24 protein-coding genes are annotated in these 24292 nt (G+C 57.1%); 4 read left to right on the top strand and 20 right to left on the bottom strand.

Annotated elements, in window-relative coordinates; translation table 11 throughout:
* Positions 1–22 precede the first annotated feature (22 nt).
* The 4 genes from AC8GFP_RS07250 to AC8GFP_RS07235 are packed head-to-tail and all read right to left on the bottom strand — an operon-like array spanning position 23 to position 3689.
* Positions 23–667 carry a thiol:disulfide interchange protein DsbA/DsbL gene (locus tag AC8GFP_RS07250; RefSeq protein WP_506611724.1) on the bottom strand — a complete coding sequence of 215 codons (645 nt, stop codon included), beginning with the start codon at positions 665–667 and terminating at the stop codon, positions 23–25.
* Between the two features lie 14 nt (positions 668–681).
* Positions 682–1263, bottom strand: a complete 582-nt coding sequence (locus AC8GFP_RS07245) for an SPOR domain-containing protein (RefSeq protein ID WP_506611722.1) — start codon at positions 1261–1263, stop codon at positions 682–684.
* Positions 1264–1274: 11 nt separating this feature from the next.
* The gene (gene argS / locus AC8GFP_RS07240; protein WP_506611720.1) at positions 1275–3041 is read right to left on the bottom strand and encodes an arginine--tRNA ligase; all 1767 of its coding nucleotides are present in this window, start codon (positions 3039–3041) and stop codon (positions 1275–1277) included.
* Between the two features lie 9 nt (positions 3042–3050).
* A complete protein-coding gene (locus tag AC8GFP_RS07235) occupies positions 3051–3689 on the bottom strand; it encodes an outer membrane beta-barrel protein (protein WP_506611719.1) in 639 nt (212 codons plus the stop codon).
* Between the two features lie 75 nt (positions 3690–3764).
* Between AC8GFP_RS07235 and AC8GFP_RS07230 the strand changes: the two genes are divergently transcribed.
* The gene (locus tag AC8GFP_RS07230) at positions 3765–5969 is read left to right on the top strand and encodes a malate synthase G (protein WP_506611717.1); all 2205 of its coding nucleotides are present in this window, start codon (positions 3765–3767) and stop codon (positions 5967–5969) included.
* A gap of 66 nt (positions 5970–6035) precedes the next feature.
* On the opposite strand, the gene AC8GFP_RS07225 is transcribed toward AC8GFP_RS07230, so the two are convergent.
* The 4 genes from AC8GFP_RS07225 to gshA form a co-directional block, all read right to left on the bottom strand.
* Positions 6036–7244, bottom strand: coding sequence for an FAD-binding domain-containing protein (locus AC8GFP_RS07225; protein ID WP_506611715.1), 1209 nt, complete (start codon positions 7242–7244; stop codon positions 6036–6038).
* Between the two features lie 13 nt (positions 7245–7257).
* Positions 7258–8211 carry a glutathione synthase gene (gene gshB, locus AC8GFP_RS07220; RefSeq protein WP_506611713.1) on the bottom strand — a complete coding sequence of 318 codons (954 nt, stop codon included), beginning with the start codon at positions 8209–8211 and terminating at the stop codon, positions 7258–7260.
* A 44-nt stretch (positions 8212–8255) separates the two neighbouring features.
* Positions 8256–10139 carry a potassium transporter Kup gene (locus AC8GFP_RS07215; protein ID WP_506611711.1) on the bottom strand — a complete coding sequence of 628 codons (1884 nt, stop codon included), beginning with the start codon at positions 10137–10139 and terminating at the stop codon, positions 8256–8258.
* An 82-nt stretch (positions 10140–10221) separates the two neighbouring features.
* A complete protein-coding gene (gene gshA / locus AC8GFP_RS07210; protein WP_506611709.1) occupies positions 10222–11517 on the bottom strand; it encodes a glutamate--cysteine ligase in 1296 nt (431 codons plus the stop codon).
* 136 nt (positions 11518–11653) lie between these two features.
* Here gshA and AC8GFP_RS07205 point away from each other — a divergent pair, with 136 nt between their 5' ends.
* Positions 11654–11857 carry a hypothetical protein gene (locus tag AC8GFP_RS07205; RefSeq protein ID WP_506611706.1) on the top strand — a complete coding sequence of 68 codons (204 nt, stop codon included), beginning with the start codon at positions 11654–11656 and terminating at the stop codon, positions 11855–11857.
* On the top strand, positions 11850–11972 hold the full coding sequence (locus AC8GFP_RS07200) for a hypothetical protein (RefSeq protein ID WP_506611704.1): 123 nt from the start codon (positions 11850–11852) through the stop codon (positions 11970–11972). The genes AC8GFP_RS07205 and AC8GFP_RS07200 overlap by 8 nt, the downstream gene beginning before the upstream one ends.
* Before the next feature lie 9 nt (positions 11973–11981).
* Here AC8GFP_RS07200 and AC8GFP_RS07195 read toward each other — a convergent pair whose 3' ends face one another.
* From AC8GFP_RS07195 to AC8GFP_RS07160, 8 genes are all read right to left on the bottom strand, one after another.
* A complete protein-coding gene (locus AC8GFP_RS07195) occupies positions 11982–13262 on the bottom strand; it encodes a glutamate-5-semialdehyde dehydrogenase (RefSeq protein ID WP_506611703.1) in 1281 nt (426 codons plus the stop codon).
* Positions 13263–13340: 78 nt separating this feature from the next.
* The gene (holA, locus tag AC8GFP_RS07190; RefSeq protein WP_506611701.1) at positions 13341–14393 is read right to left on the bottom strand and encodes a DNA polymerase III subunit delta; all 1053 of its coding nucleotides are present in this window, start codon (positions 14391–14393) and stop codon (positions 13341–13343) included.
* A 3-nt stretch (positions 14394–14396) separates the two neighbouring features.
* A complete protein-coding gene (locus tag AC8GFP_RS07185; protein WP_506611699.1) occupies positions 14397–14930 on the bottom strand; it encodes an LPS-assembly lipoprotein LptE in 534 nt (177 codons plus the stop codon).
* A complete protein-coding gene (gene leuS / locus AC8GFP_RS07180) occupies positions 14930–17737 on the bottom strand; it encodes a leucine--tRNA ligase (RefSeq protein WP_506611697.1) in 2808 nt (935 codons plus the stop codon). The genes AC8GFP_RS07185 and leuS overlap by 1 nt, the downstream gene beginning before the upstream one ends.
* A gap of 28 nt (positions 17738–17765) precedes the next feature.
* Entirely contained in the window at positions 17766–18218 is a 453-nt protein-coding gene (locus AC8GFP_RS07175) for an ExbD/TolR family protein (RefSeq protein WP_506611695.1), read from the bottom strand.
* Between the two features lie 7 nt (positions 18219–18225).
* Positions 18226–18864, bottom strand: coding sequence for a MotA/TolQ/ExbB proton channel family protein (locus tag AC8GFP_RS07170; protein ID WP_506611693.1), 639 nt, complete (start codon positions 18862–18864; stop codon positions 18226–18228).
* Between the two features lie 2 nt (positions 18865–18866).
* On the bottom strand, positions 18867–19700 hold the full coding sequence (dapB, locus tag AC8GFP_RS07165) for a 4-hydroxy-tetrahydrodipicolinate reductase (RefSeq protein ID WP_506611692.1): 834 nt from the start codon (positions 19698–19700) through the stop codon (positions 18867–18869).
* Between the two features lie 8 nt (positions 19701–19708).
* Positions 19709–20257 (bottom strand): outer membrane protein assembly factor BamE, encoded by a 549-nt coding sequence (locus AC8GFP_RS07160; protein WP_506611690.1) that lies wholly within the window; start codon positions 20255–20257, stop codon positions 19709–19711.
* 80 nt (positions 20258–20337) lie between these two features.
* Between AC8GFP_RS07160 and fur the strand changes: the two genes are divergently transcribed.
* A complete protein-coding gene (gene fur, locus AC8GFP_RS07155) occupies positions 20338–20772 on the top strand; it encodes a ferric iron uptake transcriptional regulator (protein WP_506611689.1) in 435 nt (144 codons plus the stop codon).
* A gap of 152 nt (positions 20773–20924) precedes the next feature.
* Here fur and hprK read toward each other — a convergent pair whose 3' ends face one another.
* From hprK to AC8GFP_RS07135, 4 genes are all read right to left on the bottom strand, one after another.
* The gene (hprK, locus tag AC8GFP_RS07150) at positions 20925–21881 is read right to left on the bottom strand and encodes an HPr(Ser) kinase/phosphatase (protein WP_506611688.1); all 957 of its coding nucleotides are present in this window, start codon (positions 21879–21881) and stop codon (positions 20925–20927) included.
* 10 nt (positions 21882–21891) lie between these two features.
* On the bottom strand, positions 21892–22359 hold the full coding sequence (locus AC8GFP_RS07145) for a PTS sugar transporter subunit IIA (protein WP_506611687.1): 468 nt from the start codon (positions 22357–22359) through the stop codon (positions 21892–21894).
* A 125-nt stretch (positions 22360–22484) separates the two neighbouring features.
* Positions 22485–22820, bottom strand: a complete 336-nt coding sequence (hpf, locus tag AC8GFP_RS07140; protein ID WP_506611684.1) for a ribosome hibernation-promoting factor, HPF/YfiA family — start codon at positions 22818–22820, stop codon at positions 22485–22487.
* Between the two features lie 136 nt (positions 22821–22956).
* Positions 22957–24177 carry an MFS transporter gene (locus AC8GFP_RS07135; protein WP_506611682.1) on the bottom strand — a complete coding sequence of 407 codons (1221 nt, stop codon included), beginning with the start codon at positions 24175–24177 and terminating at the stop codon, positions 22957–22959.
* Positions 24178–24292 lie beyond the last annotated feature (115 nt).

Genomic DNA, 24292 nt, shown 5'->3' with positions numbered 1-24292 from the left:
AAACCGTGCCCGATCGCCTGGTTCAGCGGCCCTTGCGTATTTCTGCCAAGAGGAAATCGGTGATTTGCAGGGCGCGCTCCATGTTGCCCGCCAGGCTGCCATCCACGTAATAGCGACCACCGACACCCAAGGCTGGCACACCTTCCACCTTGAAGTCTTCTTGCAACTTGGCTGCTTGTCGGGCTTTACCGACCACGGCAAAAGAGTTGTACAAATCGGTGAATTGCTTGGCGCCAATGCCATGCTTCTCGGCCCACACCAGCAAGGCATCGAGTTTCGTCAAGTTTTGCTTGTCGACGTGAATAGCGGCAAACATTTTGGTTTGCAATTCCTCAACCTTGCCCAAGGCTTCGAGCACGTAATAGGCTCGTTGCTGGGGTTCAAAATCCTCGCGAAAACGCACCGGCACCCGCTTCAACACCACGTCTTTGGGCAATTTTTTGCTCCAAGCGCTTAAGGTGGGTTCAAACATATTGCAGTGCGGGCAGTTGTACCAAAAGAATTCCAGCACCTCGATCTTGCCCTTGCCAACATCAGAGGCCACGCGGGTTTTCAGGGACAGGTAGTCGGTTCCATCTTTGAATGCCGCAGCTTGGGCCAATGCTGGCGTGAGTGGCAGTCCTGCAAGAGAAGACAAACTGAGGGCGGTAAATTCACGGCGTTGCATGGTGCATTCTTTCTTCAACGTTGGACACGAATCAGGGCAGATTCAACTTTGGTGGCCTTGAGTTTGGCCTGGATTTGCTCGGCTTCGGTTTTGCTTTCAAACGGTCCCAAGCGCACCCGGTAAACCATTTTGCCTGCTTGATCGCGTTCTGAAATTTTGGGGTCATAGCCGCTCAGCGCCAACTTGGCGCGTTGGCTCTCGGCCTCATCGCTGGCGTGGTAGGCCCCGACTTGCACCAAATATTGAAATTCCTCCACCGCACCAGCTTTGCTGTTGGCCAAGTCGCCCAAGGGGTCACTGGAGGCAGCAGGCGCGGTTACCGGCGCTTGGGGTGTGACAGGTTGGGCTGCTGGCGGGTCTGTGGGCTTGGGTGAGCTTGGGGTTTTGCCATACAAGGGTGCATTGGGATCCCAGTCTTTGTTTTTCTTCTCCTCAGCAGCGTCTTGCTCGGCGTTGCGGCTCAATCCTTTGTTCAAAAATGGAATCGGCACCTTGGTAACGTAGATGGCCACCACCAAGGCGATGGTCAGCCCGACGATCAAACCAAGGATGAAGCCGACGAATGTGTTGCCGCGCTGAGCGCCAAAGCTTGCCATGTTCCTGTCCTTCACATGCTAAGGGGTGCGGATACACCCAACACCGCCAAACCGTTTTTCAACACCTGGGCCGTGGCGGCCACCAACGCCAAACGTGCGCGTTTGGTGGCTTCATCTTCGACCAAGATACGCTCTGCATCGTAATAGCTGTGGTAGCAAGCTGCCAGTTCGCGCAAATAAAAACTCACATCGTGGGTTGCCAAGTCTTGGCAAGCCTGGGCCAGCATTTGCGGAAAACGTGCCAATAACAACATGAGTGTTTGGGCCTGAGGGCTGTTCAAGCCAGAGAGATCGACATTGGCCAGTCCAGCCAAGGCTTGGCGATACAAGTGATCTTTTGCATGAGCAGCGGCTTCATCGGTGGAATCCTCCAACGGTGAAGGCGTGTTTTTTTGCGCCCCCAGCGAAGCGATCAACACAGAGCAAATGCGGGCATGGGCGTATTGCACATAAAAAACCGGGTTCTCGTTGTTTTTGGCAAGCGCCAAGTCCACATCGAACACGTATTCGGTGTCGGGCTTGCGGCTGAGCAAGAAAAACCGCACCGCGTCTTTGCTGGTCCATTCAATCAAATCGCGCAAGGTCACGTAGCTGCCTGCACGTTTGGAAATTTTGACTTCCTCGCCGCCGCGCATGACCCGCACCATGGTGTGCAGCACATAGTCGGGGTAGCCTTGGGGAATGTTCAAGCCCTGCTGCTGCGAAGCGGCTTGCAAACCAGCCCGCACCCGGGCGATGGTGCCGTGGTGGTCGGTGCCCTGGATGTTGATGACCTTGGTGAAGCCGCGCTCCCATTTGGCCAAGTGGTAGGCCACATCGGGCACAAAATAGGTGTAGTTGCCATCCGACTTGCGCATCACCCGGTCTTTGTCATCGCCAAAGTCGGTCGAGCGCAACCACAAAGCGCCTTCGCTTTCATAGGTGTGGCCAGAGGCTTGCAACGAGGCCACGGCTCGCTCGACACGGCCATCGGTGTAAAGACTGGATTCCAAATAATAGTGATCGAACTTAACGGCAAAGGCTTGCAAGTCCAGGTCTTGTTCGTGCCGCAAATACGCCACGGCAAAGTCGCGGATGTTGGCCACATCGTCCACTTGCCCATTGGCCGTGAAGCTGCGGTCATCGGCTTGCACGGTTTGTTTGTCGAGAAACGCGTTCGCAATGTCTTGGATGTACTCGCCGTTGTAGGCGTTATCGGGCCATTCGGCGTCGCCAGGTTTGAAACCTTGTGCGCGAAGTTGCGTGGAGTTGGCCAGGGTTTGAATTTGCACACCAGCGTCGTTGTAATAAAACTCGCGGTGCACCAACCAGCCTTGGGTTTCAAACAAATTGCACAGCGCATCGCCCAAGGCTGCTTGTCGGCCATGGCCCACATGCAAGGGGCCGGTGGGGTTGGCGGACACAAATTCCACCAGCAAGCGTTGCCCGTTAGGGGTTTGATGCCCAAAAGCATCCGCTGCTTGCAAGACCTCGCGCACCACCTGCTGCTTGGCCTCGGGCTTCAAGCGCAGGTTTAAAAAGCCCGGGCCGGCAATGTCAACCGATGCCAACCAGCGTTGTCCCGCAGGCGATGCGAGCAACAGGTTTTGCAATTCTTGGGCCAGTTCGCGAGGGTTGCGCCCCAAGGGTTTGGCCAATTGCATGGCAGCCGTGACCGCCCAGTCGCCATGTGCGGCGACTTTGGGGGTTTCAAACTGGGCTTTGCTGGCGCTGCCGGGAGAAAGGGTGTCGAGTGCAAGGGCCAAAGCCGCTTGCATCTCTTGGTGAACAAGTTGCATGTAGCGTTTTCAGAAGCGGTAGCTGACCCCGAGGTTCAGGGCATTGGTGACCAAGTTGGTTTTCAAACGGCCGCCATCCACTTTGACATCCAACATCATGTAATGCACATGCAACTCGGTGAGCAGGTCCCAGCGATCGTTGAGCGGGTATTTGAAACCGGCCAAACCGGTTAAAACGGGGCCGCCGTATTGGTATTCGTAAGTTCTGACGCCACCGGTGCGCTGAACCTCAACATGGGGGACAGAAATACCAGCACCCACACCAAGGTAGGGCTTGATGCCACCATTCATGGGGGCAAAGCGACGCAAAGCGACCAAGGTGACCGGGTTGGCACCATCCGTGAATTCAAGACGACTGTAGCCATTGGTCGCAAGCGTGGTTGCATTGGCTTTGGCCTTGGTGTGGCTGTAATTCACCGCCCAACCCCATTCATCATCCATCCACTCGGTGTAGCGCAACCCGAGATAGATAGGAAAAGACATCGATTCGCCTTTCCAAGTGGCCAAAAAGGAGTCGCCTGTCGCAGGTGTGACTCGCGAGTGTGGGGATGACTGACCGCCTCCGTAAACGGCAAATTCAGACTCTGCCAAAGCTGTTCCAGAAGCCAACAAGACCAAGGCGCAGACCACTGCATTCAATTGTTTCATCACAGGACTCCTTAAAATGGAAAATTATCGGTGATAACCCCCATCCTTTTTGACCTGATTTTTTGAAAGCCCTGAATGACAGTTCGCACCCCCATCCATCAACTGCAAGTCGCCGCAAACCTTCACGACTTCATTGAGCAGCAGGTACTCCCCGGCACGGGCGTGTCCAGCGTCACGTTTTGGGAAGGCTTTGACAAATTGGTGCAAGACCTGGCTCCGAAAAACAATGCGCTGCTGGCCGAGCGCGAACGTTTACAAACCGAACTTGACCAGTGGCACCGTGCGCACCCCGGACCGATCACCAACATGGCGGCTTACCAAGCCTTCCTGATCAAAACAGGCTACCTGGTCCCCGTGCCCGCCAAGGTGAAAGCCACCACGACCCATGTGGATGCCGAACTCGCCACCCAAGCAGGCCCCCAGTTGGTCGTGCCGATCTTGAACGCCCGCTATGCATTGAATGCCGCCAACGCCCGTTGGGGTTCTTTGTATGACGCTTTGTACGGCACCGATGTCATTTCAGAAGCCGATGGCTGCGCCAAAGGGCCTGGCTACAACGAGAAACGTGGTGCCAAAGTCATTGAATACGCCCGTTATGTGCTGGACCGCACGGTGCCCTTGAAAAAAGGTTCGCACATCGATTCGACCGGCTACAGCATTGTCAAAGGCGCTTTGGTTGTTGCCCTCAAAGGCGGTCAAACAACACTTTTGGCCAACCCCAAACAACTCGTGGGTTACCAAGGCGATGCGACGCACCCCTCTTCGGTTTTGTTGATCCACAACGGCCTGCACTTGGACATCCAAATCAACGCCAAGCATCCCGTTGGCGCTGCCGATCCTGCGCATATTTGTGACCTGGTGGTCGAGGCCGCTTTGTCGACCATCCTTGATCTGGAAGATTCGGTGGCTGCAGTGGATGCGGATGACAAATTGCTGGCCTACAGCAACTGGTTGGGCATCTTGAAAGGCACGCTGACCGAGGATGTCAGCAAGGGCGGCAACACTTTCAAGCGCGGTTTGAATCCTGACCGTATTTACCGCGCTCCCCACGGCGGCGCTGACATTCGACTGCATGGCCGCTCACTGCTGTTTTTGCGCAATGTGGGCCACCTGATGACCAACCCCGCCATCCTTTACCAAGCGGCGGATGGACAATGGCAGGAAATCCCAGAAGGCATCATGGATGCCATGGTGACCACCGCCATCGCTTTGCATGACTTGCAAGGCCATGGTGCCAACGACATTCGCAACTCGCGCACTGGTTCTGTGTACATCGTCAAACCGAAAATGCACGGGCCCGCTGAAGTGGCTTTTGCCTCCGAGTTGTTCAGCCGCGTCGAACACGTGCTGGGATTGCCTGACAGCACAGTCAAGCTGGGCATCATGGACGAAGAACGCCGCACCAGCGTGAATTTGAAAGCCTGCATTGCTGCAGCTTCGAGTCGTGTGGCCTTCATCAACACGGGTTTCTTGGACCGCACGGGTGACGAAATCCACAGCAGCATGCTGGCTGGCCCGATGCTGCGCAAAGGCGACATGAAATCCAGTGCCTGGATCCAAGCCTACGAGCGCAACAATGTCTTGGTGGGATTGGCCTGCGGTTTGCGCGGCAAAGCGCAAATCGGCAAAGGCATGTGGGCCATGCCCGACCTGATGGCCGAGATGCTGAAACAAAAAATCGCCCATCCCAAAGCCGGTGCCAACACCGCCTGGGTGCCCAGCCCCACAGGCGCCACCTTGCACGCGCTGCACTACCACCAGGTGTTGGTGAGCGATGTTCAAAAAGGGTTGGAAAAAATCGATGCCAACAAAGAGCACGCCAAGTTGCTGAAAGACTTGCTCACCATCCCCGTGTCGGCCACAGCTGGTTGGAATGATGCGCAGAAACAGCAAGAACTCGACAACAACGTGCAAGGCATCCTCGGCTATGTGGTGCGCTGGATCGACCAAGGCGTGGGCTGCTCGAAAGTACCCGATATCCACAATGTCGGCCTGATGGAAGACCGCGCCACGCTGCGCATCTCCAGCCAACACATTGCCAATTGGTTGCACCATGGCGTGGTGAGCCAAGCCCAAGTGCGGGCCACCTTTGAACGCATGGCCGCCATTGTGGACAAGCAAAACGCTGGCGACAGCCTGTACCAGCCCATGGCCGGTCATTTCCAACAATCCAAGGCCTACCAAGCGGCGCTGGATTTGGTGTTCAAAGGCAAAGAACAACCCAGCGGCTACACCGAGCCCTTGCTGCACGCTTGGCGCTTGAAAGTGAAAGCCGCCTGAGTCTCAGCTTGATCGCTTCGCGCATCGCCGTTGCTTGCGAAAGTACGGCGTGCGAAATGATCTGATTTATCGGTTGCGCAGCAACTGCGGTATGGATTGTTTGTAGCGCGTCACCTTGGTCCACCAATGGGAAAACGAGGGGCTGCGCTCGGTTTGGCGCGGCCACAAGCGTGGTGCTGGGTGACGCACCCAATTCACGCCAGGCCAATGGGGCAAAGCCATGTGGTCCCACACATGCACCGCTTTGGCTTTGGCAAACACCTCGGTCAGTCGTGCGGCATCCTCAAACCAGCAGTGCGAGGCCACCTGGTGCATGCCCTTGGCCACAAACGACCACCGGCCTCGGCTCCATGGTCGCGCTTGCGTCCACTCGAGCCAACACGCAGCCACCCGCATGGCATCAGGCGGCATACCCGAGGGGGCTTGGTTTGTGAGCGACCACGGGTGAATCCACCACACCTCTTTGCCCGCCAATTTATCGGCAGCCAAGCCACTGGCCACCAAATCGGCTTCGGCCGGCGGCATTTGCAACACATCGGGTTCGTCTACATGCGCATGCTGGTGCATGGCTTGGGTGAAGGTCGCTTGGCTTTGGGCAATCATCTCGATGATGTCCATCGGCTTGTCAATCACCGTGTTCTGACTATGCCAAAGCTCTGGGGCATGAAGCGCCACATTGGCGGCATTGAACAAGTAAGGCTTGCTGCTGCTCGTGCCAGCTACCCATTGCCAACTCAGGTGGTTGCTGGCGATGTCGCCATCCAACAAATGGCTGTACATCCATTCGGCGCCAACACGCCAATGAACCTTGCGCAGGTGCACCAAATAACTGGCCAACCACAAGCGTGCATGGTTGTGCACATAGCCGTTGAAATACAGCTGGCGGATGGCTTGGTCGATGGCGGGCACACCCGTGGCGCCACAGCGCACGTCGTCGGGCAGTTTCTGGCTGTAGGCGTCATCGGGCAGCACGCCTTCATGGAAGTTAGAAAGCACTTGATCACCCACCAACTCATGCACATGTTGGAAATACTCACGCCACGCCAACTCGAAAACGAACTTGTGCTGCACCCCCATGCGGTGCACCTTGTAAACATGGTCGGCCACATCGGGCACGGTCAACAAGCCGTGGGTGAGGTAGGGTGACAACATGCTGACCGCACCGTCGATGTGGTTGCGAGTTTGTGCATATTCAAACGGTCGAATGGCCGCCAATCGCGCCTGTGCCGCATGGGCATAGGGCTCAAACAAGGCTTGTTCAATGAACAGCTTCATAAGGCGTCAATGCTCATTGAGGCCTGTGTACTTGATGGGTGAGTGCATCCATGAACATGGCAGGCACATCAAAACCGGTTTGATCGGTGATTTCACGAAAACAGGTGGGGCTGGTGACATTCACCTCGGTCAAACAGTCGCCAATGATGTCCAAGCCCACCAACAACAAGCCTCGGGCAGCCAACCGCGGACCCAAGGCATTGGCAATCTGCCAGTCACGCTCGGTGAGGGCTTGTGCCACACCTTTGCCACCGGCCGCCAAATTGCCGCGCACCTCGTTGCCTTGCGGAATACGGGCCAAGGCAAAAGGCACCGGTTGGCCACCAATCACCAGGACACGCTTGTCCCCTTGCGCAATGGCAGGAATGAACTTTTGCACCATGACGGTTTGGGCGCCGTCGCGGTTCAGGGTTTCGATGATGCCCCCGAGATTCAAGCCATCGGCTTTGACGCGGAAGATGCCCATGCCGCCCATGCCATCCAGAGGCTTCAAGATGATGTCTTGGTGCAGCGCGTGAAAATCACGAATGGCTTGGGCTTGGCGCGTCACCAAGGTCGGGCTGGCGAACTCGGCGAATTCCATGAGGGCGAGTTTTTCGGGGTGTTCGCGCAATGCGGCCGGTTGATTGAACACCTGAGCGCCTTCTTTTTCAGCTTGGCTGAGCAAATGGGTGGCGTAAAAATACTCGTTGTCAAACGGTGGGTCTTTGCGCATGACCACCGCGCCCATGCTGTGCAAAGGCTGCACGCAGGTTTGTTGAATGGTGAACCAAGCGGCGGGGTCCCCGGTCAAATGCACTTTGTGCATCTGGGCGCTGACAGGCTGCCCAGTTTGCCAATGCAAGTCCTTTGTGTCACAGCACCACAGCTCATGTCCCCGAACCTGTGCCTCACGCATCATGGTGAAAGTGCTGTCCTTCTGGATGTTGAAGGTGCTCAGCGGATCGGCGACAAACAAAAGCTTCATAACCGAGAGGTTAACAGCCCAACCACCTTGGCAGGTGGCAGGACTTAAATTTCAATTTTGCTGCCCATCTCCACCACCGAGTTGCTGGGCAGATTCAAAAAGTCGGCAGCGGCGCTGGCGTTCAGGTACATCTGGGCAAACAGTTTTTCTCGCCACTGCGCCATGCCACCGTGCACGGTGGGCACGATGCTGTCGCGCGACAAGAAATAACTGGTGCTCATGCCATTGATATTGCCCAGTTTGTCCCGCAACAAGCTCAGTGCGAAAGGCACATCCGGATCGTCTTTGAAGCCGTAGTGGATTTTCACCTGCCAGCAATCATGGCCAAGATCGGTCAGTTCTACACGTTCATCTTTGGCGATCCAAGGGACTTCGTGGCTGCGCACCGTGACAAACAGGTTTTGCGCGTGCAAGACCTTGTTGTGCTTCAAGTTGTGCAACATGGCATTGGGCACGATGTCGTTTTCTGTTGTCAAAAAGACCGCCGTGCCTTCTACCCGTGTAGGTGGGCCAATGAACAAGGCATCCAAGAAGGAACGCAAGTCCATGGCTTCGTCACGGGTTTTGTGGTGAAGCAATTGGCGTCCATCACGCCAAGTCAACATCAAGATCAAGATCATGCCGCCAATGAACAGCGGAAACCAGCCGCCGTCGGCAATTTTCAGCAAGTTGGAGCTCCAAAATGCCAAGTCCACCAAGAAGAAGATGCTGGTTGTGCTGATGCACAGCCACATCGGGTATTTCCATGCATAACGGAGTACAAAAAAGGTCAAGATCGTGGTGATCAACATGTCGGTGCACACGGCAATGCCGTAAGCCGCTGCCAGGTTGCTGGAGGTCTTGAACATGACCACGGCCAGCACGATGACAACAAACAAGCCCCAGTTGACAAAAGGCATGTAAATCTGACCGGTGTCTCTTTCGCTGGTGTGGTGAATTTGCAGTCGTGGCAAAAAGCCCAGTTGAATGACTTGTTTGGTCACGCTGAACGCGCCGGTGATCAGCGCTTGGGACGCAATGACGGTGGCGGCGGTGGCCAATATCACCAAGGGGATCAGCGCCCAGTCTGGGGCCATGTTGTAGAACGGGTTTTTGACAGCCTCAGGCTCTGTCAACAGCAAGGCGCCTTGGCCAAAATAATTCAAGGTCAAGCAGGGCATGACCACACTGAACCAGGCCAAGCGGATCGGTCTTTTGCCAAAGTGCCCCATGTCGGCATACAGGGCTTCACCACCGGTGACGCACAAGACCACCGCGCCCAAAATCAAAAACGTGGTGCCGGGTTGCTCCCAGATGAACCGCAAAGCGTAATGCGGACTGATGGCCCACAAAATGGCTGGGTTGCTGGCGATGTGATAGACCCCCAGCACCGCAATCGTCAGAAACCAGACCAAGGTGATCGGGCCAAAAAATTTGCCAATGCCCGCTGTGCCACGCTTTTGCACTGCAAACAAACAAAGCAAGATGAACAAGGTCAGCGGAATCACCGCCTTCTTGAAATTGGGCGACACCACTTCCAAGCCTTCGACCGCGGACAAGACAGAGATGGCCGGAGTGATGACACCATCACCATAAAACAAACAAGTGCCGAAGATCCCAACCACCAACAAGACATTGCGCAACCGCGGCTTGTCCCTGACTGAAGATGAGGCCAGGGCCAGCATGGCCACCAAGCCGCCCTCGCCGTTGTTATCTGCCCGCAGGACCAATGTCACGTACTTGATAGAAATGATGAAGGTCAGTGTCCAAAAGAAAATGGACAAAATCCCCATCACGTTGTCTGGTGTGAATTCCACATGGCCCGAGCCAAACACCTCTTTGATGGCATACAGCACACTGGTGCCGATATCCCCATAAACCACGCCGATGGCCCCGAGCGTGAGTCCGGCCAAGGACGAGACGTGCTTATTTTCAGTTGCTGTGCTCATAACGGATTCAAGCGCGTAAGCGTCGCTTCACCCCATTCGTGGAAAACAGGAGTTTACCTTTTGCAGTGCAACAGACGGGGGTTTACTCGTAGACCTCGGCGTTGGGATCGGTCGCTTCCAGCTCATAGCTGGCGGCCAGCATGGCCAATCGGGCGATCACGCCATACATGTAAAAGCGGTTGGGCGCACTGGCACCTGGTTTCATGCCGGGCTGGGGGGTGTGGGCACTTTGCTCAAAGGCCAAGGGCACGAAGCTCGAGCCTGGCGCATTCAGGTTTTCGTCCACGCCGCGCTCGGCGTGCACCCTGTAAAAACCGCCCACCACATAGCGGTCCATCATGTAGACCACCGGTTCGGCCACCGCATCATTGATCCGCTCGTTGGTGAGCACACCTTCTTGGATGATGACCTGGTTGACCTCTTGCCCGTCTTTGACCACGCTCATTTTGTTGCGGGTTTTGCGGTTGAGCACATCCAAATCTTTGACATCACGCACCGTCATGATGCCCATGCCATAGGTGCCGTTGTCAGCTTTGACAATGACGAAAGGTTTGTCGTGGATGCCAAACTCTTTGTACTTGCGGCGGATTTTGGTCAGCAGCATGTCCACGTTGGTGGTCAGGCAATCCATGCCAGTGCCTTCGGCGAAATTCACTTCGCCACAGTGCGTGAACATCGGGTTGATCAACCAAGGGTCGATGCCCAGCAATTTGCCAAAGCGCTTGCTCACCTCTTCATAGCTGGCGAAATGCTGGCTCTTGCGACGCACACACCAACCGGCGTGCAGCGGCGGCAACAGGTATTGCTCGTGCAGGTCTTCCAAGATGCCCGGAATGCCTGCGCTCAAATCGTTGTTGAGCAAGATGGTGCACGGATCGAAATTTTTCAAACCCAGGCGGGTTTTGCTGCGAATCACCGGCTCCAAGGTCACCGAGTCACCGTTGGGCAATTCGATGGTGGTGTCTTCTTTGATCTCGGGGTTGATCGAGCCGATGCGCACATTCAAACCAGCCATGTTGAAGATGCGGGCCAGCTGCGCGACATTGCTCAGGTAAAACGTGTTGCGCGTGTGGTTTTCGGGGATCAGCAACAGGTTGCGTGCTTCGGGGCAAATTTTCTCGATGGCCGCCATGGCCGCTTGCACCGCCAGCGGCAGCATTTCAGGCGTGAGGTTGTTCCAGCCGCCGGGGTAGAGGTTGGTGTCCACAGGGGCGAGTTTGAAACCCGCATTGCGGATGTCGACCGAGCTGTAAAAAGGCGGCGTGTGCTCCATCCATTCCATGCGAAACCAACGTTCGATGGCAGGCATGGAGTCGAGGATGCGCTGCTCAAGCTCGTTGATCGGGCCAGTCAGCGCGGTGATGAGGTGTGGAACCATGGGGTAGCTTCGTCAGAGTGTTTTTTTGATGTGGGGGTGATTCTGACAGCTTCAAGCGACGAGATGGCGGGACGCTTACAAATTCAGGAACTGCACCTTCAAGAAGAGTTCACAAGTTCTCTTTAAGCTTGCATCCATGGACTTTTCTTTCTCCAAACCCTACTTCAAAGCAGGGCTTCGTGCTGCTGGCTCGATGATGACGGGCAACGCTTGTGTGGCTTTTTTGATTTTGGGAAACAGGAATTGGGTGAGCTTGGTTGTATTGATGGTGATTGGTCTGTCTCTTATACTTTTGACGTCAATGGACATTGATTTTGCCAAGGAGCCTCGTGATGACTGAAGCGCATTGGATCGTGATCTTTTTTGGCGTCTTGATGTGCGCCATGTCCTTGGCTGCGTCTTACTTTGAAGCCAAAGAAAAAAGCAAGACCGAAAATAAAGACGAGGGACTTTAAGTCTCCACATCAACCCCTGACTTCCCCAGCCCCCAGCACCACAAACTTCAACGAGGTGAGGCCCTCAATGCCCACCGGCCCACGAGCGTGAAACTTGTCGGTGGAGATGCCAATTTCGGCACCCAAGCCATACTCGAAGCCATCGGCAAACCGGGTGCTGGCATTGATCATCACGCTGGCCGAATCCACCTCGCGCACAAAGCGTTGGCCGTGCACATGGTTGAGCGTCAGGATGGCGTCGGTGTGGTGGCTGCTGTAGTGGTTGATGTGGTCAATGGCTTCGTCCACGCCGCTCACCACCTTGATGCTGATGATGGGGGCCAAATATTCCTCGAACCAATCTTGCTCGGTGGCGTCTTTCAACACCGCGCCTTTGACGCCTTGCAACAAGGCTTTGCTCTCGGGGCAGCAGCGCATCTCCACGCCTTTGTCGGCCAACACCTGGCCGATGCGCGGCAAAAACGCCGCCGCCACACCACGCGCCACCAACAAACTTTCTGTCGCGTTGCAAGGGCTGTACTTTTGGGTTTTGGCGTTGTCCACCACGGTCAGTGCCATGTCCAAATCACAAGGGTCGTCCACATAGGTGTGGCAGTTGCCATCCAAATGTTTGATGACAGGCACCTTGGCGTCTTTGCTGATGCGCTCAATCAAGCCCTTGCCGCCACGCGGAATGATGACGTCCACATAGGCAGGCATGGCGATGAGTTCACCCACGGCAGCGCGGTCGGTGGTGGGCACAAGTTGCACGGCTTCAGCCGGTAAACCCGCCGCTTGCAAAGCCTGTTGCACCAACTTTGCGAGTGCTGTGTTCGAGGCCAAGGCTTCCGAGCCACCGCGCAAGATGCAAGCGTTGCCGCTCTTGATGGCGAGTGACGCAGCCTCGATGGTGACGTTGGGGCGGCTCTCGTAAATCATGCCGAAGACACCAATGGGCACGCGCATTTGCCCGACGCGAATGCCGCTTGGTTGCTGGGTCATGCCGCTGATGCTGCCGATGATGTCGGGCATGACTGCGAGTTGTTCGCAGCCCACCGCGCAGGTTTCCAAAATCGAAGCGCTGAGTTTCAAGCGGTCCAACATGGGCCCGTCCAAGCCATTGGTTTTGGCGCGGCTCAGGTCTTCTTGGTTGGCCGCCACCAGCGCGGTGGTTTCACTGCGCAAGAGCGTGGCCAGATGGCGCAAGGCCGCACTCTTGTGCGCGGCGCTGGCTTTGGCCATGGCGGCGGAGGCGGTTTTGGCGTGCTGGCCCAAGGCCTGCACCAGTTCGGGGATGTTGTGCGCGTTCATGGTTTGATTTTGGCAGAGAAGCTGCTGCGCCTTGCCAGCCGTCGGTTCAAGCCGTCCAGGGCTTGAAGGGCTTCGGTGTCAGCGCGGGCTGCAAGCCTTGCACAGCATCAGCGCCAAGCGCAACAAGGCCTGCCAGCTGTCGGTGGGCCAAGTGGGCAGCTTCATGCCTTTCACAATCCCATCCACTTGGTGCGCACTTTGCAACAAGCGCTCTAAGGTTGCTGCACTGAGTTGCGGCAACACACGCTCGAACAAACGTTCCTTCTGACCCCACACGCGTTGCTCGCGCAGCACCTGCGGCAGTGGTCGGCCCGCAGACACGGCGTCTTTCACACGCTTCAAAGCGCGGATGTCTTCGGCCAAGGTGTAGTGCACCAACACCTCGGACACGCCCTCGGCTTGCAAGCCATCAAGCATGCGCTGCACCCGCAGATGCTGCCCCGCCAACACCGACTCGGTGAGTTTGAACACGTCATAGCGGGCGACGTTGAGCACCGCGCGTTCAATGTCTTCAAAGCTCAGTTCGCCTTCGGGGTAGAGCAGGCCGAGCTTTTGAATTTCTTGGTGCGCAGCCAGCAAGTTGCCCTCCACCCGATCGGCGAAAAACTGCAAACTGCGCTGCCCCTCTTCGCCTTCGCGCACACGCTGTTGTTGTTGGCTCAGGCGTTGTGCAATCCAAGCGGGCAAGGCATTGCGCTCGATCGGATCGAGTTGCACTGTGATGCCGTGCGCATCAAGCGCCATGAACCAGGCACTGGCTTTGCTGGTCTTGTCCAAGCGCGGCAACAACACCAGGGTCAGCACACCATCGTTTTCAGGGGCCATCTCCGCCATGCGTTGCAAAGCCACGCTGCCTTCTTTGCCGGGCTTGCCCGATGGGATGCGCACATCCAATAACAGTTTGTCGGCAAACAAACTCATGGAGGCCCCAGCGGCTTGCACCTCGCCCCAATCGAAATGCGCCCCAGCCACGGTGAACACATGGCGCTCTGAATACCCTTGGGTTCGTGCCTCTTGGCGAATCATGTCGGCCGCTTCTTGTTGCAGCAGGGGTTCATCACCATACAAGGTGTAGAGGCTGCGCAGGCCTTTGCGCAACTGCTCTGGCAAACGGGCGCTGGCAAGTTGCATGGCTTAAAGCTGACGCACCGCGCCCAAGCGGCGCAACACCTGTTGCACGATGTCCGAGCGCATGTCGCGGTAGAGCAATTGTTCTTCAGCCTCTTTGGACAAGGCGGCGCTCTCGTTGAAACTGATGATGCGCTCTTGCATCAACTCGGTGTCGGAAATCAACTCGTAGCCATCGCGGGTGCGCAAGCGAAAGCGAAAGCGCAAACGCAATTGAAATTCGCGCACCGCGCCAGTGGAGGTGCGGCTGAGGATGATTTTTTCGGGCAACTCCAGCAGGAAATCAAAGATCACATCGGCACGTTCAATTTGTCGCGCGTCCGTGATGACTTCCACCCTGCCCGACGAGGCGATGTTGCGTTTGAGTTCTTGCCCCAGCAAGGAGGCTTCAGCCACGCTGATGAACAAGGTTTTGAAAGGGTAATCGGGCGCTTTGCGCAACTCGAAACCACACGCAGACAACAGCCCGGCACCGCCCAGCAACAGCCCATGGCGCATGAAGCTGCGACGCGTGTTGAATACTGTTGTGTGTTTGAGCATCACAACACCAGGTTCACCAAACGGCCCGGCACGACGATGATTTTTGTCGGTGCCGCGCCATTGGCTAACTTGATGAAGGCCTCGTTGTTCAAGGCCGCTTGTTCGATGTCGGCTTTGCTGGCTTGGGCACTCACCAGCACCGAGCCGCGCAGCTTGCCGTTGACCTGCAACATGAGTTCGATTTCATCGCGCACCAACGCCGACTCGTCCACCCCGGCCCAGGCCACATCCAGCAAACCACCGAAACGTTGCGAATAACCCAGCTCGCCCCAGAGGTGGTAGGCCAGGTGTGGGCACACCGGGTAGAGCACGCGCAGCAAGATGGAGAAGCATTCGGCCAGTGCGGCGCTGTCATTGGCGTTGTCGCTCAAAGACGCGTCTTCCAAGGTGTTGAGCATTTTCATGAGCGCCGACACCACGGTGTTGTATTGCATGCGCTCGTAGTCGTAGTTGGCTTGCTTCAACACGGTGTGGATGTCCAAGCGCAAGGCTTTCGCTGATTTGTCAAAGTTCACGGCTTGACTGCGGTCCACTTTCAAGCCCGCACGCAAAGCGGCTTCGTGCTTGTGCGCAAACTGCCAAACCCGGCGCAAAAAGCGGTAGCTTCCTTCCACCGCCGCATCGTTCCACTCCAAGGTGGCCTCGGGAGGCGCGGTGAACATGGTGTACAGACGCGCGGTATCGGCACCGTAGCGCTTGATCAGCTCTTGCGGATCGACACCGTTGTTCTTGCTCTTGCTCATGGTGCCCACGCCTTCGTAGTCGATGGCGGTGCCGACCGCCAACACACCATCGCTGCTGTCAGCGGCGTTCTTCAGCTTAGCCCCCATCACCTTGCCGCTGTCGTCCAGCACGTGTTCGACATCGTGCGGCCAGAAATAGTCCTTGCCGCCTTTGGCGGTGCGGCGCGAGTAAATGTGGTTAAGCACCATGCCTTGCGTCAGCAGTTTGGTGAAGGGCTCGTCCACTTTCACCAGCCCCAAGTCGCGCATCACCTTGGTCCAAAAGCGCGCGTAGAGCAAATGCAGGATAGCGTGCTCAATGCCGCCGATGTACTGGTCCATGCCACTGCCGCCGCTGGCCTTGTCGCCTTCGCGCATCCAATACTGCGTGCCTTCGGCCACCATCGCTTGCGCGTTGGTCGGGTCGCAATAGCGCATGAAGTACCAGCTCGAATCAACAAAGGTGTCCATGGTGTCGGTTTCGCGCCGCGCTGGTTTGCCACAGGTGGGACAAACCACACCTTGGTGGAATCCTTCGTGCTTGTGCAGCGGGTTGCCCGAGCCATCGGGGATGCAGTCTTGCGGCAACACCACCGGCAAATCTTTTTCAGGTACCGGCACCGCGCCGTGTTCATCGCAATGGATGATGGGAATCGGTGTGCCCCAATAGCGTTGGCGGCTCACGCCCCAGTCGCGCAAACGCCAGGTGGTTTTCTTCTCGCCCAAACCTTTGGCGGCCAGCAGTTCGGCCACCTGATGAACCGCAGCTTTGAATTTCAAACCATCGAGTGCGCCAGAGTTCACGCACACGCCGGTTTTGGTGGCATACCACTCGTGCCATTGCGTGGTGTCGAACACTGAAGCAGCTGCATCGGTAGATGCGCCGGGCGCTCCCGCTGTCACTGACTTGGCCGCTTGGGCAACAACCTGTTTGATCTCCAAGCCGTACTTCAAGGCAAACGCAAAATCGCGCTCGTCATGCGCCGGTACACCCATGACCGCGCCATCGCCATAGCTCATCAACACATAGTTGCCAACCCATACCTCCACTTGCGAACCCGTCAAAGGATGCGTCACGAACAAGCCCGTGGCCATGCCCTTTTTCTCTTGCGTGGCCAACTCGGCTTCGGTGGTGCCGCCTTCTTTGCACTCTTCCAAGAAAGCAGCCAGCTTGGGGTTGCTGGCCGCGGCATGCAAAGCCAGTGCATGTTCAGGGGCGACCGCGCAAAACGTCACACCCATGATGGTGTCGGCGCGGGTGGTGAAGACAAACATACGGCCATCGTCAATCAACTGACCGTTCGCGCCTGCGATGTTGTGCGTGAACGCAAAACGCACACCTTCGCTTTTGCCAATCCAGTTTTCTTGCATCAAACGCACTTTGTCGGGCCAGCCGTTCAAGGTGGCTTTGGGGTTGCCCACTTGCACATGGTCGAGCAACTCTTGCGCGTAATCGGTGATCTTCAAATAGTAGCCCGGGATCTCGCGCTTTTCGACCACCGCGCCGGTGCGCCAGCCTTTGCCGTCAATCACTTGCTCGTTGGCCAACACGGTTTGGTCCACCGGGTCCCAGTTCACCACTTGGGTTTTGCGGTAGGCGATGCCTTTTTCCAGCATCTTCAAAAACAACCACTGGTTCCATTTGTAATAGGTGGCGTCGCAGGTGGCCACTTCGCGCGACCAATCGATGGCCAAGCCCATCGCCTGCATTTGCTTCTTCATGTAAGCGATGTTTTCATAAGTCCACTTGGCCGGGGGGACGCCGTTTTTCAAGGCGGCGTTTTCGGCAGGCAACCCAAACGCATCCCAACCCATGGGCATCAAGACGTTGTAGCCCTTCATGCGCAAATGGCGCGTGAGCATGTCGTTGATGGTGTAGTTGCGCACATGGCCCATGTGCAGCTTGCCGCTGGGGTAAGGCAGCATCGAGCAGGCGTAGTACTTGGGGCGGCTGGTGTCTTCGGTGACGCGGTAAACGTCTGCATCGCGCCAAGCGGCCTGGACGGCCTTTTCAATGTCGGATGCTTTGTAGTCGGCGCTGCTGTTGCCACCGGCTTGATCGAATGGGGATGGGGTGTGTTGCATGGGGCTCAATGAGAAACCCCGTACGCGCTCAGTTGCGCGGTGGCGGGGAGGTGGTCTGGATTTTAGGCGCAGGTGTTTGCACCGCCAGTGACAGGCTGAGCAGCTCGGATTTTTGAATCTCGGCCATCACTTCGGCCACGCGGCCATAGGGCACCGACTTGTCGATGCGCAACTGCACTTCGCTGGCCGCGCCATCCGCGGCACGCAGGCTCAGGGCGGCTGCCAACTGCTTCAAATCCACCGCCTGTCCGTCCACCGTCAACACCGATTGGTTGTCCAGCGCCACGTCCACCGGCACGCCTTGGCGAGACGCAGCCGGTGCATCCGCACTGGGCAACTCGAGGTTCAAACTGCCGCTCAAGAGGGGCGCGGTGATGATGAAGATGACCAAGAGCACCAGCATCACGTCCACCAAGGGCGTGACGTTGATGTCCTTCATCGGTGCCGATGCGGGGCTGGCGTCGAATTCACCAAAGGCCATGGGTGCCTCAGTGTTTGCCAGCTTGGGCCAGGGCACGCAAATCGAAGGCCAGGCCTTCCAAGCGGCTGTCCAAACGCGCCAAGCGACGGCCCAACAGGTTGTAGGCCATCACCGCCGGGATGGCGACGGCCAAACCGGCTGCGGTCATGACCAGGGCTTCGCCCACCGGCTGCGCCACTTTGTCGAGGGTGTACTGACCGGCCCCGGCCAGGTTGGTGAGCGCATGGAAAATCCCCCAGACCGTGCCGAGCAAACCGACAAATGGCGCGGTGGCACCGATGGTGGCCAAGCCGTCTTGGCCCCATTGCAAACGGGCTCGCACACTGTGCAAGGCCTCGCGCAAACGACGGGTCAGTTGGTCCTCGAAGGCAGCGCTGGCAGCCAAAGCGCCGGTGGGGCCGGCTTGCACTGCGGACATCAAGGCGGGAAAGAGTTGCCAGCGGTCACTGTCGCGCCACTGGGCTTGCGCTTGGGCCCAATCGGGGGCTTGCAGCAAACAGGCTTGGCACAAGCTCAAGTCGCGCTGGGCCACATGCAGCAACACGGCTTTGTAGAGGATGACCATCCAGCTGAACACCGACATGGCCAGCAACACCAGGCTGAGCAGGCGCAACAGCGCATCGCCTTGCGTCAAGAGCGACCACATGCTCATACCAGCGCCCGAATGGCTTCAAGGCCAAGCACGTCAAACATGTCGAACAGTCCGTGCGGCTTGGCCGACAAGAAACGCACGGCACGCAAACTGCCTTGCGCGTAGGTGCTGCGGCTGGCCGACTTGTGGGTGATTTCGATGCGCTCGCCTTCGGTGGCGAACATGACGGTGTGGTCGCCGACGATGTCGCCGCCACGGATGGTGGAAAAACCAATGGTGTTGGCCACCCGCTCGCCGGTGTGGCCATAGCGCTCATAAACCGCGCAGTCTTGCAACTTGCGGCCCTGGGCTTGGGCAATCACCTCGCCCATTTTCAAGGCCGTGCCCGAGGGCGCATCCACTTTGTGTTTGTGGTGCGCTTCGATGATTTCAATGTCATAGCCCGAGGACAGCGCCTTGGCCGCCATCTCCAGCAGCTTCAAGGTGACGTTGACGCCCACGCTCATGTTGGGCGCCATGACGATGGCGATGTCTTGGCTGGCAGCTTGCATCTCGGCTTTTTGCGCCTCGGAAAAGCCGGTGGTGCCAATCACCATTTGCACGCCCATTTCGCGGCACACGGCCACATGCGCCATGGTGCCCTCGGGGCGGGTGAAGTCGATCAGCACCTGCGCGTTTTTCAGGCCCTGCGCCAGGTCGGCAGTGATCAAGACGCCGCTGTTGTGCCCGGTGAAAGCGCTTGCATCACTGCCGATGGACGGGCTGGAAGCGATGTCCAAAGCGCCCGCGAGTTGGCAGTCTGGTGCCTCGGCAATGGCTTCGATCAGCATGCGGCCCATGCGGCCGCTGGCACCGGCCACGGCGACACGAAGAGGGGTGGAGGCGTTCATGGCGGCGCTCACTTGCTTGCGGGTTCAAGCGGGGGATAGGCTTTGGGCGGGGCCTTGGCCGGGGCGGTTTCAACCGGCGCTGTGGCGGGTGAATTTTTGTTGAATTTTTCCAATTCTTGCGGCGTGGCCTGCAAGCGCGGCACCGCCTTGCGGTCTTCGGGCACCGAGATGCGCTCGGCAAACTCGGCTTCACTGGGCAGGTCTTGTGCGTCCACGCGATCAAACAAATCGTTCTTGAAAAACACCGACAGTTTGCGTTGTTGCGGTGCCGTGCCTTTGCGTTGGATGGTGAAGGCGTAGTCCCAGCGGTCGGCGTGGAACACACTGGCAATCAGCGGTGTGCCCAAAATGTCTTTCACCTGGTTGCGGTTCATGCCGGGGCGCAACGCTTGCACCTGTTCTTTGGAGACGAAATTGCCTTGAACCACCTCGGTGCGGTAGGGGGTGACACTGCGCATGGCTTGGGCCATGGGGTCGTCGATGGTGGAGCAAGCGGCCAGTGTGGCCAAGGACGCCAGCACCCAACCGCGGGCCAAAAGTAGTCGCAAAAGATTCATGATCGTGGTCAGGCAGGCTATGATGAATTCATTGTAACGAGTGGGTTTCACCTGCAATCCCTTGGACGTGAAAGGCGCGCATGCTCTCCCATGGAAATTTGAAAAACACTGGCCTCAAAGCCACCTTGCCGCGACTGACGATCTTGGAGTTGTTCCACAAAAGCGGCCAGCGCCACATGAGCGCCGAGGATGTGTACCGCTTGGTCTTGAACGAACGCGCCGACATTGGCTTGGCCACCATCTACCGCGTGCTGATGCAATTCGAGCAAGCCGGTTTGCTGACCCGCAGCCAGTTTGAAAGTGGCAAAGCGGTCTACGAGCTCAACGAAGGCCAGCACCACGACCATCTGGTGTGCCTCGATTGCGGCCGGGTTGAGGAGTTCTTTGACGCTGAAATTGAACGCCGCCAGCAAGACATTGCCAGCGCCAAAGGTTTCGAGATCGCCGACCATGCGCTCAGCCTGTATGGCCATTGCACCCGCAAGCCTTGTCCGTTCAAGGACGAAGCTGCCTAATTGGGGTCAGATTCCAATTACTTGCGAATCGTGATACACGAAAACAGCAAAACTTTGAATTTCTGTATCATAAAAACGGCCGCAAGCCCCGCCCAGTATGAAGACCCTCTCAAAACAGGGTATTTTGAGGCGCCCGAAAAAGGCCTGCTTTTTCAGTCCGGCTGCTTGGATTTCATCGCCTGCCGATGCCGCTCGACAAACTTTTCGTAGGTGTCAATGCCGCGCAATTGCAGGATGGTGTTGCGCACCGCCGCCTCCACCAGCACGGCGATGTTGCGCCCAGCCACCACCTGGATGACCACCTTGCGCACCGGGATGCCCAGCACGTCTTGCATCAAGGGCTCGTGGGGCAAGCGCTCGTAGTCGCGCTCCAGCGTTTCTTTGCGCACCAAATGCACAATCAGCTTCAAGCGCATCTTGCGCCGCACCGCCGTCTCGCCAAAGATGGCCTGGATGTCGAGCAAGCCGATGCCGCGCACCTCCAGCAGGTTTTGCAGCAGGTCCGGGCAACGCCCCTCGATGGTGGTTTGGTTGATGCGGTACAGGTCCACCGCGTCGTCAGCCACCAAGCCGTTGCCGCGTGAAATCAACTCCAAGCCGAGCTCGCTTTTGCCCAGGCCCGACTCGCCGGTGATCAACACGCCCATGCCCAAAATATCCAAGAACACGCCGTGCAAGGTGGTGCGGTCAGCGAAATGCTTGGACAAATACGCCCGAAACACGTCGATCACAAAAGCCGCCGACTCCGGGGTCGAAAACAAGGGGATTTGTGATTTTTCGCACAAAGCAAGCAACGGCGCAGGCGGGTTTTGGTTGTCTGCCACCACCAACACCGGCGGCACGAGGGTGACAATGCGGTCTATCCGACGTTCAGCCACCTCGGGGGCGCAGTCTTGCAGATACGCGATTTCGCGCTCGCCCAAGACTTGCAAGCGGTAGGGGTGGATGTAATTCAGGTAGCCGACCAAATCGGCGCCGGAGCGGGCCATGCGCACCGCGACTTCGTCAAAGTGCCGCTCGGAGGCGCCCTGTCCGGCCGCCCATTTCAAATCCAGCTTCTGCCGAAAGTCCTCGAACAAGACGTCAGCGCTGATGGCGGTAGGCTTCAAAGAAACAGGCTCAAGCGGTTTGGATGGATTGCCAACTGGTGATCAGGCGATGCAGCTCTGCCGCGTTGGTACAGGCTTGCAGTTTGTCGCGTAATTTGGTGTCACTCAGCATCTCGGCAATTTCGGACAGGATTTCCAAATGCTTTTGGGTCGAGGCCTCAGGCACCAAGAGAAAAATCATCAAGCTCACGGGCTTTTCGTCTGGTGCATCAAAACCGATGGGTTCAAGCAAACGGAACACCGCCGCCAAGGGGGTTTTCATGCCTTTGATGCGACCGTGCGGGATGGCCACGCCATAGCCCAAACCGGTGGAGCCCAAGCGTTCGCGGGCGAACAAACTGTCGGCAACCATGGCGCGGTTCAAGCCATGCAGGTTTTCAAAAAGCAAACCGGCCTCTTCAAAAGCACGTTTTTTGCTGGTGGCGTCAACCTGCACCAAAGCTTGTGCAGAAGGCAATATGGCGGCGAGTCTGTTCATGATTGGGGGCTGATTATGCACCTGATAGAGGGTGTCAAGCTAGGGTAAATATTTAACTCTTAAGAATTATTATTTGGGCATGAAAAAACCGCCTGTACACAGGCGGTTTGGTGCAAGAGACGTCGTCAGTTGAGCAATTCACGCTTCACGCTGATGTGGTGGTGATCTTGTAAGCGGTCTTTGTGACGCACCACTTGGCGATCGAGAATGTCGACAAGTTCATCCACGGCGGCATACAAATCTTCGTTGGCACACTCGGCAAACAGGTCGTTACCTTTGACGTGGATATTGCACTCGGCACGTTGGCGGCCTTGTTTTTCTTTTTGCTTTTCAACGGACAACAGAACGCGCACATCAACCACTTGGTCGAAGTGGCGCAGGACGCGGTCTAGTTTGTGGGTGACATAGCCACGCAATGCTGGGGTGACTTCAAGATGGTGACCGCTGATCGTTAAATTCATACGAACCCTCCGCAAAAAGCTCCTGTGCTCTTGACCAGACCACATGCCTGATCAACGACAGGTGAGTTCACTATGCACCCACTTGGACTAAAAAGCAAACGGTTCACGCAAGGATTTGTAAAGACCGGAAAAAAGCCTAAAGCGCGGCTTGTTTCGCCGTGTGTACTTTCACATGCTGGGCCAAGTAATAAGCCAATACAGAAGCCACCACACCAACCACCGCGCACAACCAATAGTGGGTCACCTGACCTTGGGCATCCCGTTGGATTAGCAGGCCGCCAACCCAGGAGGCCAAACCAATGGAAACCGACTGCACCGCACCATTGAGCGACATGAAGGTGCCCCGGTACTGCGGCACGGCAGCAGAGGTGAGCAAAGCCATGCCAGGGATCATGCGGCCGTTCATGGCGACAAAGAAACTGGTGGTCACCAGCAGCACCCAAACCAAGGGCATGGGTTGCATCACCGTGGTCAAGGTCATGGGAATGGCCGACAGCAGCACCATGCGCTGAAACATGACCCGCTTGCCAAGCCGATCGGTCCACACACCTATCCAGCGCGAAGTGAACAAGGTGACCGCGCCGCCGCACAGGTAGATGTAGGGAATCTCGCTCAGTTGCAGCACATGATTGGCTTGGTTGTAGATCGTGATGTAGGGAATGATGGTGAAGCCAGCAAACATCATGGTGGCCGACAGCAACAAGGCACGCCGGTGGTTGACATCTTTCAAGACCGCTTGCAGCGCATGAAACACATCTCGACCCTGGGCGTGGACCAAATGGGCATTCAATCGCGGCAAGCTGAAAGCGGCCAGGCCCCCGACCACCATGCACATCACCGTCAACGCCACAAATGCGCTGTGCCAACCGCCATGGTTGGCCAAAAACAAACCGGCTGGCACACCCGCCACACTGGCCAAAGAAAACGCGGTCATGACAAAGCCCGTGGCTTGTCCACGGCGGGCAAATGGGATGACGTCGCCAATCACGGTCTGCGTCATGGCCGACAAGATCCCGCCAAACAAACCTGCCGCCACCCGCGCGGCCATCAGCCAACCGTAAGACGGGGCCAAGGCGCAGCCCAAGGTGGTCAGGGCAAACAGCAGATAGAGCACCATCATCAATTGCTTGCGTTCAAAGCGGTCAATGAACGCGGTGGCAAGCAAGCCCGACAGGCCAGCTGACAAGGTGTAGGCCGACACCAACAAGCCAAACTGGGCGTCGCTGATGGCAAACAAGGCAGTGAGTTGCGGCCCCAGGGGCATCATGATCATGAAGTCCACGATGTGCGTGAACTGGATGCCTGCCAAGGTGATCAGCAGCCAGCGCTCTTGGGCTGGGGGCAAGGTGGTGTGCATGAACGCGCCAATGAAAACAATTGACTCTAACAGTCTTGGTCCTGACTTGTTGCAGTGCCATAATTCGCGCCTGTTCATTTCAGAGCCCACCATGGAAACCTACCCTAGTCGGTAG

The organism is Limnohabitans simekii (SeqCode) (assembly GCF_965234735.1).
GTDB classification, from domain to species: domain Bacteria; phylum Pseudomonadota; class Gammaproteobacteria; order Burkholderiales; family Burkholderiaceae_C; genus Limnohabitans; species Limnohabitans simekii.
The sequence above is the reverse complement of the archived record's forward strand: the minus strand, read 5'-3'. Positions and strand labels throughout refer to the sequence as shown.